Annotated in this window: 11 protein-coding genes and 1 pseudogene; 4 read left to right on the forward strand and 8 right to left on the reverse strand. The window is 39.8% G+C overall.

Translation table 11 applies throughout. From position 1 onward, the window contains the following. Positions 1-132 precede the first annotated feature (132 nt). On the reverse strand, positions 133-1461 hold the full coding sequence (locus tag C6348_RS16495) for a 6-phospho-alpha-glucosidase (RefSeq protein WP_106043761.1): 1329 nt from the start codon (positions 1459-1461) through the stop codon (positions 133-135). A gap of 17 nt (positions 1462-1478) precedes the next feature. Next, positions 1479-3068 carry an alpha-glucoside-specific PTS transporter subunit IIBC gene (locus C6348_RS16500; protein ID WP_106043762.1) on the reverse strand — a complete coding sequence of 530 codons (1590 nt, stop codon included), beginning with the start codon at positions 3066-3068 and terminating at the stop codon, positions 1479-1481. 148 nt (positions 3069-3216) lie between these two features. Between C6348_RS16500 and C6348_RS16505 the strand changes: the two genes are divergently transcribed. Next, positions 3217-3981, forward strand: coding sequence for a MurR/RpiR family transcriptional regulator (locus tag C6348_RS16505; RefSeq protein ID WP_106043763.1), 765 nt, complete (start codon positions 3217-3219; stop codon positions 3979-3981). Positions 3982-4113: 132 nt separating this feature from the next. Here C6348_RS16505 and C6348_RS16510 read toward each other — a convergent pair. The 3 genes and pseudogenes from C6348_RS16510 to C6348_RS16520 all read right to left on the reverse strand — a co-directional run. Further along, positions 4114-4563 (reverse strand): annotated as a pseudogene (locus C6348_RS16510) (SMI1/KNR4 family protein); the annotation flags it as partial. Positions 4564-4673: 110 nt separating this feature from the next. Beyond that, positions 4674-5645 (reverse strand): tRNA dihydrouridine synthase, encoded by a 972-nt coding sequence (locus C6348_RS16515; protein WP_034664624.1) that lies wholly within the window; start codon positions 5643-5645, stop codon positions 4674-4676. A 413-nt stretch (positions 5646-6058) separates the two neighbouring features. Further along, positions 6059-7195, reverse strand: coding sequence for a Rap family tetratricopeptide repeat protein (locus tag C6348_RS16520; protein ID WP_223251589.1), 1137 nt, complete (start codon positions 7193-7195; stop codon positions 6059-6061). Positions 7196-7527: 332 nt separating this feature from the next. Between C6348_RS16520 and C6348_RS16525 the strand changes: the two genes are divergently transcribed. Then, positions 7528-8010 (forward strand): hypothetical protein, encoded by a 483-nt coding sequence (locus C6348_RS16525; protein WP_106043764.1) that lies wholly within the window; start codon positions 7528-7530, stop codon positions 8008-8010. A gap of 48 nt (positions 8011-8058) precedes the next feature. Beyond that, the gene (locus tag C6348_RS16530; RefSeq protein WP_106043765.1) at positions 8059-8619 is read left to right on the forward strand and encodes a hypothetical protein; all 561 of its coding nucleotides are present in this window, start codon (positions 8059-8061) and stop codon (positions 8617-8619) included. A 167-nt stretch (positions 8620-8786) separates the two neighbouring features. On the opposite strand, the gene rlmD is transcribed toward C6348_RS16530, so the two are convergent. Continuing rightward, entirely contained in the window at positions 8787-10166 is a 1380-nt protein-coding gene (gene rlmD, locus C6348_RS16535) for a 23S rRNA (uracil(1939)-C(5))-methyltransferase RlmD (RefSeq protein WP_106043819.1), read from the reverse strand. Between the two features lie 60 nt (positions 10167-10226). Beyond that, the gene (locus C6348_RS16540) at positions 10227-11135 is read right to left on the reverse strand and encodes a diacylglycerol kinase (protein ID WP_034664632.1); all 909 of its coding nucleotides are present in this window, start codon (positions 11133-11135) and stop codon (positions 10227-10229) included. A gap of 181 nt (positions 11136-11316) precedes the next feature. Between C6348_RS16540 and C6348_RS16545 the strand changes: the two genes are divergently transcribed. Further along, entirely contained in the window at positions 11317-12270 is a 954-nt protein-coding gene (locus C6348_RS16545; RefSeq protein WP_106043766.1) for a nucleoside hydrolase, read from the forward strand. Between the two features lie 197 nt (positions 12271-12467). Here the strand turns inward: C6348_RS16545 and C6348_RS16550 are convergent, their stop codons facing one another. Then, positions 12468-15692, reverse strand: coding sequence for an efflux RND transporter permease subunit (locus tag C6348_RS16550; protein WP_106043767.1), 3225 nt, complete (start codon positions 15690-15692; stop codon positions 12468-12470). Positions 15693-15806 lie beyond the last annotated feature (114 nt).

The following is a 15806-nucleotide window of genomic DNA, read 5'->3' on the forward strand; positions in this document are numbered from 1 at the left end:
CCTTTTTGACGAGGGGGTCTTTTAGTACCCAGTGAAAACCGCTTTGTCGCCATCACAAAAAAAGCGGAATACATGGTTGAAAAAACAAATAAGCATATGAGCGATGTAACGCCCATATTGCTTATTCTCATGTTATGTTAACTCTGGCCAAAATGCTTTATTTGCCACAATTAACTCGTCTAATATATCTTTTGCTACTTTAGCACTCGGCACCGTTTTCGATAATGTGATGGCCTGCCATAGTTTTTGATAGGAACCTTCTTCAAATGCTTCTACTACTAATTTTTCTACGCCAACTTGCTGCTCCATGAGACTTTTTTGAAATCTAGGAATTTCTCCAACCACTAATTTTTCTGGACCGCTGCTGCCAACGATACAAGGAATTTCGACCATGGCTGTTGGGTCAAAGTTCATGATGGCGCCATTGTTCTCTACAATCATCAGCATCCGTTCTTTTTTATTAAAAGCAATGGCTCTTGCTAAATCAACGATATAGGAAGCGTGTTCATCGATGGTTAGCTTTGTTTCCTTCGCACTCCCTTTATCAATGATGGCCTGACATTCACTAAAAACAAAAGCTTCCCGCCCCTCCATCACTTCATTGGCACGCGTGAACTCTATGTTTGAATGTGCCACTTCTTCATCTGGAAATAGATAGTATTTCAAATACGTATTCGGTACCGTTTTTGGATCAAGTGCTTGAATATCTTTAGCCTTTTTTAATGTGCTGTTCCAGCTCTTCTGCTGTTCTAGTTCAGATGTTCCATCTGTTGCATAACCATGCTGGCTTACATGCTTAATCACCTCAGGCATTAAGCTATTTCCTGCTTTATCTCTAATATCTGTCCACCAGCCAAAATGATTCAAACCATAGTAATCTACTTCTAGTTCTTTACGTGAAGATAAGCCTAAATTCTTTGCAATCAATTCTTCGATTCCAATTGGCATATCGCATATGTTTAAAATTTTAGAATTCGGTCTTAGCTTACGTGTTGCCTCTGCTACTATCGCTGCAGGGTTAGAATAGTTTAACATCCAAGCTTCAGGTGAGTATTTTTCCATATAATCGACAAGTTCTAATACACCTGGAATGGACCGCATTCCATAAGCTATTCCGCCTGGACCGCATGTTTCCTGTCCGACGACTCCATGCTTCAATGGAATTTTCTCATCTAATTCACGCATTGCATATTTGCCGACACGGATATGTGCCATCACAAAATCGACTTGAGTAAAGGCTTCTTCTGGGTCCGTGCTTGCCAGTAACCGCACTTCTGGTGCTCGTTCTTTTAACATAATCTCACATGCATCTGCAATCGTCTTTTGTCTAGCTTCATCATTATCATAGAGTTTAATTGTATGAATTGGGAACTCCTCTAGATAGTTTAACAGCATCAAAATGATCCCTGGTGTAAATGTACTTCCGCCTCCAGCAATGGTAATATTAAATGTTTTTTTCATGATATCCAGCTCCTTTTTCAATTAAATGAAAGTTTTGCCTCAAAGGACTCTCTCACTTGCGGTACACTTAAGCCAACAATGATCTGAATGCTTTGACCACTCTTAGCCATTCCGTGTGCCAGTTTATTTTTTGTAAAGTATTCCCTATCTTTCACCAAGCTAGGGTCAATCACTGTAATACGCAGACGCGTGGCACAGTTTGTCACATCTTTAATGTTTTCTTTACCGCCAAGGCCTTCTAAGAAATAAACGGCTTTCTCTTCATACTCAGACGCATAAACGGGTGCTTCCTTTTTGTCATGGCCCTTTTTATTAGCATTCTCATAATCTTGTTTTGTATATAGCCTAGTCTCCTCCTCATGTTTTCGACCTGGTAATGGAATATCAAATTTCACAATCATCCATCTAAATATGACAAAATACAATGCTGTAAATAGACATCCAATCATGGCTTGGATCAGATAAATCCCTCCATGATTTGAAGAGAGCGGAATCCAGTTCAATGCAGCTATCTCAATAAGCCCGGAACCCATCATTCCGACAACACCAAACATATTCATGATTGTCACCATGGTGGCTCCAAGAAGTGCATGTATCACAAATAAATAAGGTGCGAGAAATAGAAATGTAAATTCAAGTGGTTCTGTAATTCCGGCAAATATTGCTGTTAATGTGGCGGGTAACACCAATGCCAAAACCTTTTTTCTATTTTCATTCGGGGTAGAAAAATACATCGCTAGAGCTATCCCTAAACAGCCGAACATCTTAATATTTCCATGCAGTAAAAATCCGTATGGATAAAGATTTTTCAAATCGGAAGTTGAGGTCGCAAATTCATTTAAGTGAGCAATCCAATATGGTTTTAACCCCCCATTTACAGCCGCTGGACCAAACTCAAAAGGTGTATAAATAAAATGGTGAAGTCCTGTTGGAATTAACACCCTTTCCAAGAAATGAAACAGCCAGACACCAATATAACCGGACTGTGACATGAACCCTTGGAGAGATTGAATTCCCTGCTGAACATAGGGCCATACAAAGGCAACGATAAAAGCAATAGGAATCATCACAAAGAATCCGATGATGACAACAAATACAAGCCCCTGGAAAATGCCAAGCATTTCAGGCAGCTTTTGATCATAAAAACGATTATGGATCCAAATCACGATTCCAGATATCATAACCGCACCAATGATACTTGTATCTAGCGTAGGTATACCCGCAATTTCTTTTACACCCGCTACGTTCTCGACACCTTGCGATAAATCAACTCCAAAAGTGGACGGCCAAAGTGTCAAAATAGCATGAATATAATTGTTAAACACAAGATAAATCATCAAAGCTGCGAGCGTAGCACGTGCTTGCGCTTTTTTTGCAAGAGAGATGGGCAAACCAATCACAAATGCCAGCTCCATATGATTGAAAATCGTCCATCCCCCGCTTTCAATCAGTGCCCAAACCTTATACCACATCGTATCTTCTGCAGCCATTTCCCCCATAATCGCTGGATTCTTACATAAAGTCGCAAGGCCTACAACAATACCAAAAAATGCGAATAAAAGTACAGGAACTACCATAGCACTGCCAAATCGCTTGATTGCATTCATAAGCATCACCCCTTTGTTTGATCCATAAGACCACTGTAAAGGTAGCGCTTTCAAAAACCAATAGGTTTGACGTATTTAGAAATCAAGTTGTAACATTAGATTATATTTTCACAGGAAGAAAATATTTTCATGTTGGAGGGCGCATCACATGATATTGGACAAGCTGGTAAATGAATACTTCGAAGATTTAAATAAGAATGATCTGCACATTATTAAAACGATTCACGATCACCTTGAAGAAATGAAGACAATGAAAATTCAGGATCTTGCTCATTATGCTCATACTTCCATCTCATCCATCCATCGGCTTGCCAAGAAAATAGGCTTCGACGGCTACAGTGACTTAAAGTCTTATGTGAAATTGAATAATCATACTGAAGAAACAACACAAGATTTAATGAAGCTGCTCGATCAAGATATCCAGCAGACAAGGAAATATATGGAGCAGCTGGACTTTCATCAATTAAATCAACTGATTGATCGCGCACCGTATATTTATGTTTATGGTACAGGAACAGCTCAGCTCGATTTGGCCAATGATGTACAACGACAGTTATGGTCACTGCATAAGAAATCTCAAGTTTTACGAAGTAAGCGAGACTTAACAGATGGAATCGTTGAATTTGGTGAGGATGACCTTTTATTTATCATTTCTTTATCAGGCGAATCGAAGAATTTAGATGAAATCATTCAATTGGTGAAAACGAGACATATCAAATTTATCAGCATGACCACATTGAGGAATAACCTCCTTGCACAAAATGCCATGTTTAACATCTATGTAAGCAGCACCCCGTTTCCCTTGTATAACAAAGTGGACAACTCCAGCTTTCTGCCATTTTACATTGTGGTAGATATGATCGTCAGAAAATTTAGTGAGTGGAAATGGAACCAATTGAATAAGAGGACATAAAAATAACAGGTACAGTTTTGGAGTGAAGTGGTGAAATAATTCATTTTGCTTCATAAAAAAGAGAGACACTTTTGTCTCTCTCAAAAAACACCAAAATATTTTTCTGAAATAAGTGATGACTGCTCAATGTTATTCAGCAGTATAATGCCCAGCAAGCAGTTCATCAAACGAATCCGCTAATTTGAAATCCGTCTCATATTCTAGATCAAAGTAATGAATTGGCGGATGCTCCTTTGTTTCTCTGTAATCCAATGCAATCCACGTATGACCATCCCCACAAATCAGCACAAGTCCCTCAGGCAATTCCCATTCTTCTATTAAATAATCACTATCCATAATGCCTTCATTTTTAGCAATTCCTCTTAAATGATCAAATGACACATGATCCTCTGCCCATCCATTCGGCTGGTCCGTTGGAAAAGCATTATGCAAGGTATAACCGCCATTTTGTTCAAGAATAAGTTTCTTATATGTATCAGGCAGGATGACGCCTAGCTTCTTTTCCGCTTTTGCAATTCCTTTCTCATTGATTTTCTTAAATGTCTCTTCACTTTCTCTGTCTTTATCCCAAAATGATTTCAAATAAAATACCTCCAATTGTTATTTCTATCTTATCTTACCATTTGAGACGACTAGTTTAATAGTCCTATTCATAGAAAAAAGAGAAGGGCTTCTCCTCCTCTTTTCAATCGTTATTGTTCTTTATTTCTCGCTTCAAATTCATCCAGCATTGCACGCACTTCATCTGTTGATGATGTGTTCATTAATTGATTTCTTAGGAAACTCGCTCCTCTGAATCCTTTCACATAAATCTTAAAGAAACGGTGCAGTGCCTTGAATGGACGCAAGCCTAGTGATGAATATTGATCATGAAGATCAAGATGCAACCTTAAAAGGCCTAGCAGCTCATCACTCGTATGCTCCTTCTGTTCTTTTTCAAAGGCAAATGGATTATGGAAAATCCCGCGCCCAATCATCACTCCGTCCACTCCATACTGCTCAGCGAGCTTTAAGCCCGTTTGACGATCAGGAATATCACCATTGATGGTCAAAAGAGTATCAGGTGCTACTTCATCACGAAGTTTTTTTATCTCAGGAATGAGCTCCCAATGTGCATCCACTTGGCTCATTTCTTTTCTTGTGCGAAGATGGATCGATAAGTTCACAATATCTTGCTCCAATATGTGTCTGAGCCACCCGCGCCATTCATCGACCTCTGTAAAACCAAGTCTTGTTTTCACACTGACAGGTAACCCCCCAGCTTTTGCAGCCTGAATCAGCTCTGCCGCAACGTCTGGACGTAAAATCAATCCGCTGCCCTTCCCGTTTTGCGTGACATTCGGGACAGGACAGCCCATATTAATATCAAGCCCCTGAAATCCTAACTCCGCCATTCCAATGCTCATCTGTCTAAAGTTCTCAGGCTTGTCTCCCCAAATATGAGCAACAATTGGCTGCTCATCCTCTGTAAACGTTAAACGCCCTTTCACACTTTGAATCCCATCCGGATGGCAATAGCTCTCGCTGTTCGTGAACTCTGTAAAAAACACATCAGGTCTCGCCGCCTCACTCACAACATGACGAAACACAACATCTGTCACTTCTTCCATTGGTGCTAATATAAAAAATGGCCGCGGTAAATCACGCCAGAAATTTTTACTCATCTTTCATCCAATTCCTCTCATGACATAGCGCCTTAAAGGGCATGTCCTTCTATAAAGTCATTCAGCAATTTTTATCATTATATACTTTAGTAAGGATTCAATGCAAAAGGAGCATAAAATGAACATTAACAAAATGCTATCAGCACTTTATAAAATATCAAAAATTTGAGAAGACGTAAACGCCGTTCAAAAAGGTACTACTGGAAAACGTGTCATGCGACGGGCAGCAGGTAATGCATCTGGCAAACTAATAAAAAAGATATTCAAATAAAAAAAGCCCTATGCAGGGGCTTTTTAAATTGTAATTGCCTTTTCTGTTACATGATAAGTATTAGAAGTAATGATTTTATCAAGCGACCAACCGGCAGCGAATAACACAGAAAAAATTGTTAAACTGATAAATAACTTTTTCATCATAACGCCTCCGCCATTTTTAGTATTTGTTGTTGAGCTTTAATGGTCTTTTTTAGATATTCTCTATTCATTTCAAAATTCCCTTTTTGATAATGATAATCTGCAAGTTTTTCTGATAACTCTGCAACATCTTGCCATAGATGTTTACTTTCTAAATAACCGAGGCTTTCTTTTACCTCCAATTGATTATATTCTTCAAAAAGTGCATAAATGATTTTTAATTTAGCTATATATTCTTGATCGTCTGCGAGGCTGGCTCTATTTATGCCACAAATAAAATATTGATTTCCTTTATCTTTTTTACCTTGTTCGTAGAATACCCATGACAACATATAAAGAGTTCTAATTCCCGAAACCGTTTCGGCGTGTTCTTTAATTTGAATTGAATTTTGAAATTCATTTTCTGCGGTTTCAATTTTCCCCGCCCTCTTTTTGACTAACCCTATATTATGATGTATTACACCAATGATTCTTCGTGCTGTATCCTCTTTAAGCTCTTGAGCCAAACTCAAGGCTTCCCGATAATAAGATTCTGCCTCATCTAAACGGTATAAGTCATACATATTAGCTCCAAATTTGATATTACAACCGACTACTTTCGCTTTGTAAAACTCGCTAGTTGAATACATTTCTTTTGCTTTTTCCAAATGGTTTAATGATACGAAATGTTGATCAATGCGATAATAAGCATCGGCCAGTTTATAATGAAATTCCGCTCTTTCTATATCATCAGGTACATTCTTTAAATGTTCTTCAGCAATCTTATAAAAATTTATAGCAGCAACATAATTTTTGTGATGAAATTCGTGCATACCTCTAAAGAAGTTTGAATAGTAGTCAAGCGTTCCTTTGACATGAGGTTGTTTGTTCTCTATTTCTTTGAGTAAGTTGGGTAAAGTGGGGCGTTGTTGATTCATTTCAATAGGCTCAAGACTCTCAAGCATGAGTCGATGCCTAAACTCCATTAATTGATAATAAAGTAGTAAATCTTGATCCTCTTCCATGTTCTCTATTTCTCTTTCAACCTGTTTCTTTAAAATCTCTGCATCCGGCACGCTGAATGTTCTTATAAATCTATACCAATCATTTATCAAGATACCAACTTGAGAAGAAAGAATTTTCTCCACTCCTACCATCCCATCCCCTATAATGACATATATTATCATTTTCAGAATAATTCCACACCGAAAAGAAACCGCAATTTCCATAAAAATCAAATAGATACACGAATTTATCACATTGCAAAAAAATACAGTACAAAGATACCATTTATCCTTAATATGGTTGCTGTTACAATTTTTGTATACATGTAGAAAGGAGTGATTATCCTATATAAAAGACCTATACGGATTTAAGACATATTTCACTGGATTTTCTTAAGATGTATTTTATAATTGAGGCTTAAACAACAAGATTTTTCTAGCATTATAAGCAGCCTCTTCATTAAATTTTCGGAGGCGAAATTAACATGACTTTTAGAAAAAAATTTGTTCCTGTACTACTAAGCGCAACTTTATTAACTTCCGGTCTTGGTGCGACTACTGCGTTTGCAGCAGATCCGGCTAAATCAACAGGACCATTACATACGAAGGTGTATAAAACTTCTTTACAACAAGCCGCGACAAATAACAGTACCAGCCCTGTCCAATCCAATTCTTTAGCAACTCAAGCTACAACAAATGGAGATGTTTCTACTCAAGGTGTTGTTTCGTGGTCATATAAAGCTTTCAGAGGTGCTTTACGTTCTGGTGGATGGTTACTGTCAAAAGCATTGAACCCCTTTAATCCAAAGGCTGCTGCTTGGATCAGAAAGAATTCTGCCAAAATCGCAAATATAATGGATAAAGGGGAAAAGTGGACGGAAAAACAATTCATAAAAGCTTTTACTAAAATAGGCGCTCCTAAAGATGTTGCTAAAACTTTGGCAAAGTTCATCGTTAATCTTATCTAAATAACAAGTGCTATTAGTTTCTAATAGCGCTTTTTTATGGAGGTATTCATGTCTTTTTCTTACGTGATTTCATTGACTTTTTTAATACTCCTTTTAGTGTCTATCATACTCTATACTTTTTTCAGAAAGAAAAACGTTGTAGATGAAGCCCCTGGCGCTATTGCTGCCGTTCTTCTTATTTTACTAATATTTTTTTCCCTAAGTTTCGTTATTGCCCTTCCAACTGTTATGCTTTATCTAGTCTCATTGGGAGTGAATTTTCTTTTCGGTGAATACATCACTTATGATTCATTTTTCTCTTTGATTACCTTCTCGTTGTTAGTTAGCATCATTGTGATTTTTTGGTCATTTATCGTTTTATTTATAGGGAAAGGAATCACTTTTTTGTTACAGCTCCCAAAATGGATGATTTATATTTTAGAATTTTTTGCTTCGTGGGCTCTTATTTACTTCTCGATTAAATATGTACTAAATTTGGAGAAAATTGAAGTTTCTATATGGGGAAATGGTGTATTGATTTTATCTTTCTTTGTTAGCTTTTTATACATCGGACTTGATATTATATCCTCTGCGCTTGATCAAAAAAATCAGAAGAACAAAGAAGAATAGCCCCCCATCCAATAAAGGACATGGGGCTATTTACTCATAGATATTATTTTATACCGCTTTTCTAACACTGCTGCTTTAATCTTTGGACCATAGATGCTATCAGCAGAAAGCCTATGCATCATCCTGATATCGATGTTTTTCTCGAAATCGGGATGTCTTTCAATACATTAATGATTAATCACAAGACTTGCCACACACTCCACATGACTCGTATGCGGAAACATATCCACAGGCTGTACTTCCTCTGTCACATACCCACCATCTTCAAGAATACGCAAATCACGAGCTAGCGTCCCAGGATTACAGGACACGTAAACAACTCGATTTGGTTTCATCTTTAAAATCGTATCAAGCAGCGCTTCGTCACAGCCTTTTCTTGGCGGGTCGACGACGAGGGTGTCTGCTTTGATGCCTTCTTTATACCAATTTGGGATGACGGTTTCTGCTTCACCGACTGCGAATTCGACGTTGTTGATTCCGTTTAAGGCAGCGTTGCGTTTTGCATCTTCAATCGCTTCTGGCACAATTTCTACGCCATATACTCTGCCTGCTTTTTGTGCGAGAAATAAGGAAATCGTACCGATTCCACAATACGCATCGATGACAGTTTCTTCTCCTTGCAGCTCGGCATATTCAAGCGCTTTGTCGTAAAGCACCTTAGTTTGGGCTGGGTTCACTTGATAAAACGAGCGGGCTGAAATGGCAAATTTGATGTCGCCAATCGTGTCATAAATGTATTTTTCACCCCACAAAACGGTCGTTTCATCTCCGAAAATGACATTTGTTTCCTTTGAATTCACGTTTTGCACAATTGACCGAACATGTGGGACGCGTGCTATAATCTGCTCAATCACCTGCTGCTTTTGCGGAAAATCAGCCGTTCTTGTGACAAACACAACCATCATTTCACCTGTTGCAATACCGTAGCGAACCATCACATGACGCAGCCAGCCTTTGTGCCGCTCTTCGTTATATGCTTTGATGCCAAACGCATTGCATATGTCTTTTACCGCCTGTACCACTTCGTCATTTTCTGATTGCTGGATCAAACATTTTTTCATATCGATGATTTCATGGGTACGCTGCTGATAAAATCCTGCAACAAGTCCGCCTTCCCGTTCGCCAACTGGAACTTGTGCTTTGTTTCGGTAATTCCAAGGGTCTTCCATGCCTAGTACAGGATGAACTTTTACACGGCTCATATCAAGCTTGCCGATCCGCTCTAAAACGTCCTTTACTTGTTTCTGTTTAAATAGCAGCTGGCCTTCATAGCTCATATGCTGAATTTGACAGCCTCCGCACTGCTTGTAGATAGGACATGGCGCATCTTGCCTGTGCTGACTTTCCTTTGTCAGCTCCATGAGTCGTCCAAAAGCAAATCCTTTTTTGACACGTGTGACTTTGATTTTCCCTTGTTCGTCAGGCAGGGCATTCGGTACAAAGACAGGGAACCCTTCAATTTTCGCTACACCTGCACCTTCGTGCGTTAAGTCTTCGAAGGTTACATTGTAGTATTCATTCTTTTCAACAGGCGGTTTCATTTTCACCAATTTTATCACCTCATTTGCAAAGAAAAACTTGGCGCCATAAGGAACCAAGTTCAATCTCTACCCTATTTTTTCAGCTGTTGCTTTTGGCACTATAAACTCAATATGACGATACAGGTTTTCAAATTCACCTGGCAGCATGCCGCCGAATTCGCCATCTAAATTTAATTGCATTTTATCTTTTACATCTACCTTCACGCGATTCGCTTTTGCGTAGATGACATTGTTATCATGAATATGCTCGCCTCGTAGTGCAAGGCTGACTACTCGAATGGCTTCTGCTAAATTGACCTTCTTTAAAATAATCAGGTCAAACATTCCATCATCTAAAATGGAATCTGGCGCTAGCTTTTCAAAGCCGCCTACTGAATTTGTGAGTGAAACAAGAAACAGCATGATTTCTCCATGAAACAATTTGCCGTCATATTCAATTTCGACTTCTGTCGGGCGGATAGAAGGAAGCATCTCCATGCCTTTTAAATAATAAGCAAGCTGTCCAAGCATTGTCTTCAGCTTACTAGGCACTTCATAAGTGAGCTCTGTTAACCGGCCGCCGCCTGCAATATTAATAAAATAATGGCCATTGACTTTACCGATATCAAGCGGTTTCGCTACACCATCAATAATGGCATCTGTCGCTTTTAAAACACCTTCTCGTGGAATGCCAAGTGCTCTTGCGAAGTCATTTGTTGTTCCAACAGGAATGATTCCTAGTTTTGGTCTTTTTTCAAGCGGTGCTAGTCCGTTGACGACTTCATTGATCGTGCCGTCTCCACCTGCTGCTACAATTAAATCAAAGTCTCTCTGTGCAGCTTTTTCAGCTGCTTGTGTCGCATCTCCTGCACATGTGGTTGCATGACAAGATGTTTCATAGCCAGCTTGTTCAAATTTTTGCAAAACCTGCGGCAAATTCTTCTTGAAGAGTTCACGCCCAGATGTCGGATTGTATATAATTCGAGCACGTTTCATTCATCATCATCCTATATTCATTATGCAATCTATTTTCACCACTAACAACCTTTAATTATACTATGAGATTTGAAAATGGCAACAGAACAACCAGCTAATATGAGAAATCTCCTGCCACATTTCCCTCAGCAAGAAAGCATTCTGATAAGATAAAAGAAAACGCTGTAAAGGATGGTTTGCGATGAAAAAGCCTGTCTATTTTAATCATGATGGCGGTGTTGATGACCTCGTCTCGTTATTTCTTCTCCTTCAAATGGAACATCTGAAAGTGATCGGGACGTCTGTGATTCCTGCTGATTGTTATTTAGAGCCTGCTCTCAGTGCGTCTCAAAAAATCATTGATCGATTTAGCCCCTATGAAATTGAAATCGCTGCTTCAAATTCTAGAGGCGTCAATCCTTTTCCGAAAGAGTGGCGCATGCATGCTTTTTATGTAGATGCCTTACCTATTCTAAACGAGAAAGGCATTGTAGATACAAAAGTGTCCAAGCTTCCAGCACACCTTCATTTAATCGAAACCGTTAAAAAGGCAGCAGAACCTGTCACGCTGCTCTTTACAGGCCCACTCACAGACCTTGCACGCGCCTTAGAAGAAGATCCTTCAATCTCTAATAAAATTGAAAAATTGGTATGGATGGGCGGTACGTTTCTTGAAAAAGGCAATGTTGAGGAACCCGAGCATGATGGGACAGCAGAATGGAATGCATTTTGGGACCCTTATGCTGTCAGCACTGTCTTCCAGGAACGCTTTCCTATTGAAATGGTCGCACTTGAAAGCACGAACCAAGTTCCGCTTACACTTGATGTGCGTCAGCGCTGGGCTTCCCTTCGTTCTCACATTGGGATTGATTTTATTGGGCAGTGCTACGCCTTTTGTCCACCGCTCATTCATCATGAAACGAATTCGACGTATTACCTATGGGACGTGCTGACAACGATGACACTTGCTTCTTCATCATTTACCCGTTCAAAGGAAGTGAGCGCGATCGTTTATACCGAGACGCCAAAGCAAGGACGTACCGAAGAGCATACAGATGGAAAATCAATACAAGTGATTGACCATGTCGATCGTGATGCCTTTTTCCACGCATTTGAAGAGCTCATGAGAAAAGCTGTTTGTCAGATTTCAACATAAAAATCCCCGCTAATGAGCGGGGATTCCAGATTGTTGACAAAGGGCTAAAATGATCTTTATTTTAGTCCTTTGTCTTTTTTCAGCGTGATAGAAAACCTTTGAAGTCTAGGAAGGACGAGCACCGGAGCACAGGACTGACAAGGAATGCGAGGGTTTGTCTACACGCTGAAAGCCCCGCCAATGAGCGGGGCTTCCTCTTATTCTTCTTCAGCGTACTTTTTCTTACGTCTGAACTTGCTTAAAATTTCATACACGATTGGGACGATGACCAATGTGAGAAGTGTAGAACTTGTTAAACCGCCGATCACGGTCACGCCAAGTCCTTTTGATACGATCTGGCTTCCGCCTTCAAATCCTAATGCGAGTGGCAGCAGTGCACCGATCGTCGCAAGTGCAGTCATTAAGATTGGACGTAATCTTATTGTTCCTGCTTCAAGTAAAGCTTCTCTTGTTGAAAGACCTTCTTTTTCTTTATGAAGGACGCGGTCAATCAGCACAATGGCATTTGTCACAACGATCCCGATCAGCATGAGCAATCCAATCATGGCATTTAAGCTGATGGTTTCTTTTGCTAAAAACAATCCTACGAGTGCGCCAATAATCGTAAATGGAAGTGAGAACAGAATCGCAAATGGTGCAAGACCTCCGCCAAATGTGATGACGAGAACGAGGTACACAATGGCAATCGCTGCAAGCATTGCAAGTCCAAGCTGTGTAAAGGATTCCTCAATATCCGCACTTACGCCGCCTGTGTCAATCGTTACGCCAGACTTCACATCAAGCTTGTCGACTTTCTTCTGAACATCCTGTGTCACACTTGAGACGTTGTCTGTTGTCATGTCACCAGACACTTCTGCGTAGATTTTTCCATCACGTTTTGTCACCGTATTTGCTGTCGTACCATCTTTTACTTTTACGACATCACCAATCCGGACTTCTTGTCCTGTTGGTGTTGTGATCTTTTTATTTTCTAAATCTTTTTTGCTCTTATATTCGTCTTTTTCGGTTTGAAGCTTCACATCAAGTTCTTTGCCGTCCTCTGTGACTTTCGTCAGTGTTGTTTCACTATTTTGAGGGGCAATCACTTGAGCGATTTGTGAAGCAGTTAGACCCAGCTTCGCTAGTTTTTCTTGATCTGCATTAAACGTATATTCATCGTATTTCTCAGATAAGCTTGTGCTGACATTTTTTAAGTTTTTCTCATCTTTTAAGATGTTCTCGACATCTTTTACTGTGCCTTCAATATCGCTTACTTTGTCACCGTAGACATAGTACGTTACTGTATTGCTTGCGCCAGCAGATGAGAAGTCTTGTGATTTCCATTCCCCTTTAGACGTTTTGTCTTGCAGGGCTTTGACCACTTTATCTTTTTCTTTATCAAAGTTTGGCGTGTCTTCATCATATTGTACGAAGAATAACGCACCGTTCGAGTTGCCGCCTACACTTGCTGTCAGGGCATTTGAAGAACCTAGTGAATATTGAACAGTATTGACATGGTCACGTTTGATCAAGTATTCTTCTGCTTTTTTCGTTTCATCGATTGCTTGTTCTCTCGTTTGTCCAGGTTCAGGTGTATATGTCACCATCGCCGTCTTATCTGCTTGCTGTGGTAAGAAGCTGACACCGACAAGTGGTGCTAAGAATAAGCTTCCAACAAGCATAAGAATGGCAATTCCTGATGTGATCCATTTATGGTTCAGTGTCCAATTGAGTACACGTCTATAACCGCCAGCAAGCTTGCTTGGTTTATGCTCTTTTACCTTTTTCGCTGTGCCGTACAGGTTCTTTTTAAATAGACTGTGTGCCATCATTGGAACAATCGTAATGGCGACAAGCAGTGAAGCAAGTAAAGCAAACACAATGGTTAGAGCAAATGGGATGAATAGTTCACCAATCATTCCACCTACTAATGCTAACGGTAAGAATACCGCAATGGTCACAATTGTCGAAGACATGATCGGGATAAACATTTCTTTTGTGGCTTCTCTGACGAGTGCTTTGCCTTTTAACGGTTCATCCTTTAACGCCATTCGTCGATAGATATTTTCTATGACCACAATCGAGTCATCGACCACACGCCCAATGGCGACGGTCATGGCACCAAGTGTCATGATATTTAATGTAATATCCAACTGATTTAATAATAAAACAGCAATCAACAGAGATAACGGAATGGAGATGACCGAGATTAATGTTGATTTGATATCTCGAAGGAACAACATAATGATAATGATCGCAAAGATTGCTCCGATGATTGCCTTGTTTAGCATTGTGCTGACAGACTCTTTAATCGGCTCTGCTTGATCATATGTCGTGCTTACTTTGATTCCTTTGTTGTCTTTTTTGAATTTCTCAAGCTCTTTTGTCACTTCTTCTGCCACACTCACGGTATTGGCATCAGAGCCTTTGACAATTTGCAGACCGATGCTGTCTTTTCCATTCGTTCTAGAGATCGATTCTGCATCTTTTACTACTTTAATATCCGCAATTTCAGAAAGCTTGATCGTCGGCAGCTCTACAGATTGACCGCTTGCTGCTCCTCCACCAGTTTGCTGCTGAGCTGCTGCTTGCTGCTGACTAGCATTTCCAGCCTGCTGCTCTGCACCTTGCGCACCTGGGTTTTCAGAGCCGCTGGAAGGTGCCCCAGCTCCAGCGCTTCCAGCACCGCCGCTTGCACTTGGTGTGACAGGGATTCGCATGTTTTTCAAATCTTTGACGCTTAAAATATTGCCGTCCACGACAACTGATTTTTGTTTGTTGCCAAATGTGTATAGACCTAATGGTACGTTGACATCAGAGCCTTTGATCATGTTTTGGACGGTTTCTTCATCTAAACCGTATTCTTTCAATTTCTTTTGTTTAAAAGAAAATTCTACTTCTTTGATTTGCTGTCCTGAAGCTTCGACAGAAGAGACACCGTTTAATCCTTCAAGAGAAGGAACAAGGTCGTTTTCTACTTTCTGTGTAAGGTCTTCTAGTGATTCTTTATCACCAGAGACGCTGAGTGCTAAGATTGGAATCGCGTTGATGCTAAAGCGTGCAATTTTTGGTTTTTCTGCATTTTCCGGAAAATTGATATTGCTAATCGCATCTTCAATTTCCTTCTTTGCTTCATCCATGTCTTTGTTATAGTCGTACTCGACTTGAATAGATGAGGCATTTTCAAATGAATTGGATGTGACCACATTGACTCCGTTGAGGTTTTGAATAGACTTCTCAATTGGGTCGGTCACCTTATCTGATACTTCGTCCGGCGTTGCGCCAGGATACGTTGTAGAAACCGTAATGACTGGAGTGTTGATATTCGGGATTGATTCTTGTTTCATATTCAATCCGGCATATAGACCAGCAACTGTTACGATAATCGTCATGAGCCATACAGCGAACTTATTCTTTAATACAAAATTGATGATCGAATTCATTATGTCCTCCATTTTCCTTTATGTATTGACTGACTGGTCATTCTATATCATAATAAACGGTGATATACAATGCCGTCAACCATTTCACTTGCGTTTGACGTAACATTCTAAAGC

Source organism: Bacillus sp. YBWC18 (assembly GCF_002998775.1).
Classification (GTDB): domain Bacteria; phylum Bacillota; class Bacilli; order Bacillales; family Bacillaceae; genus Bacillus.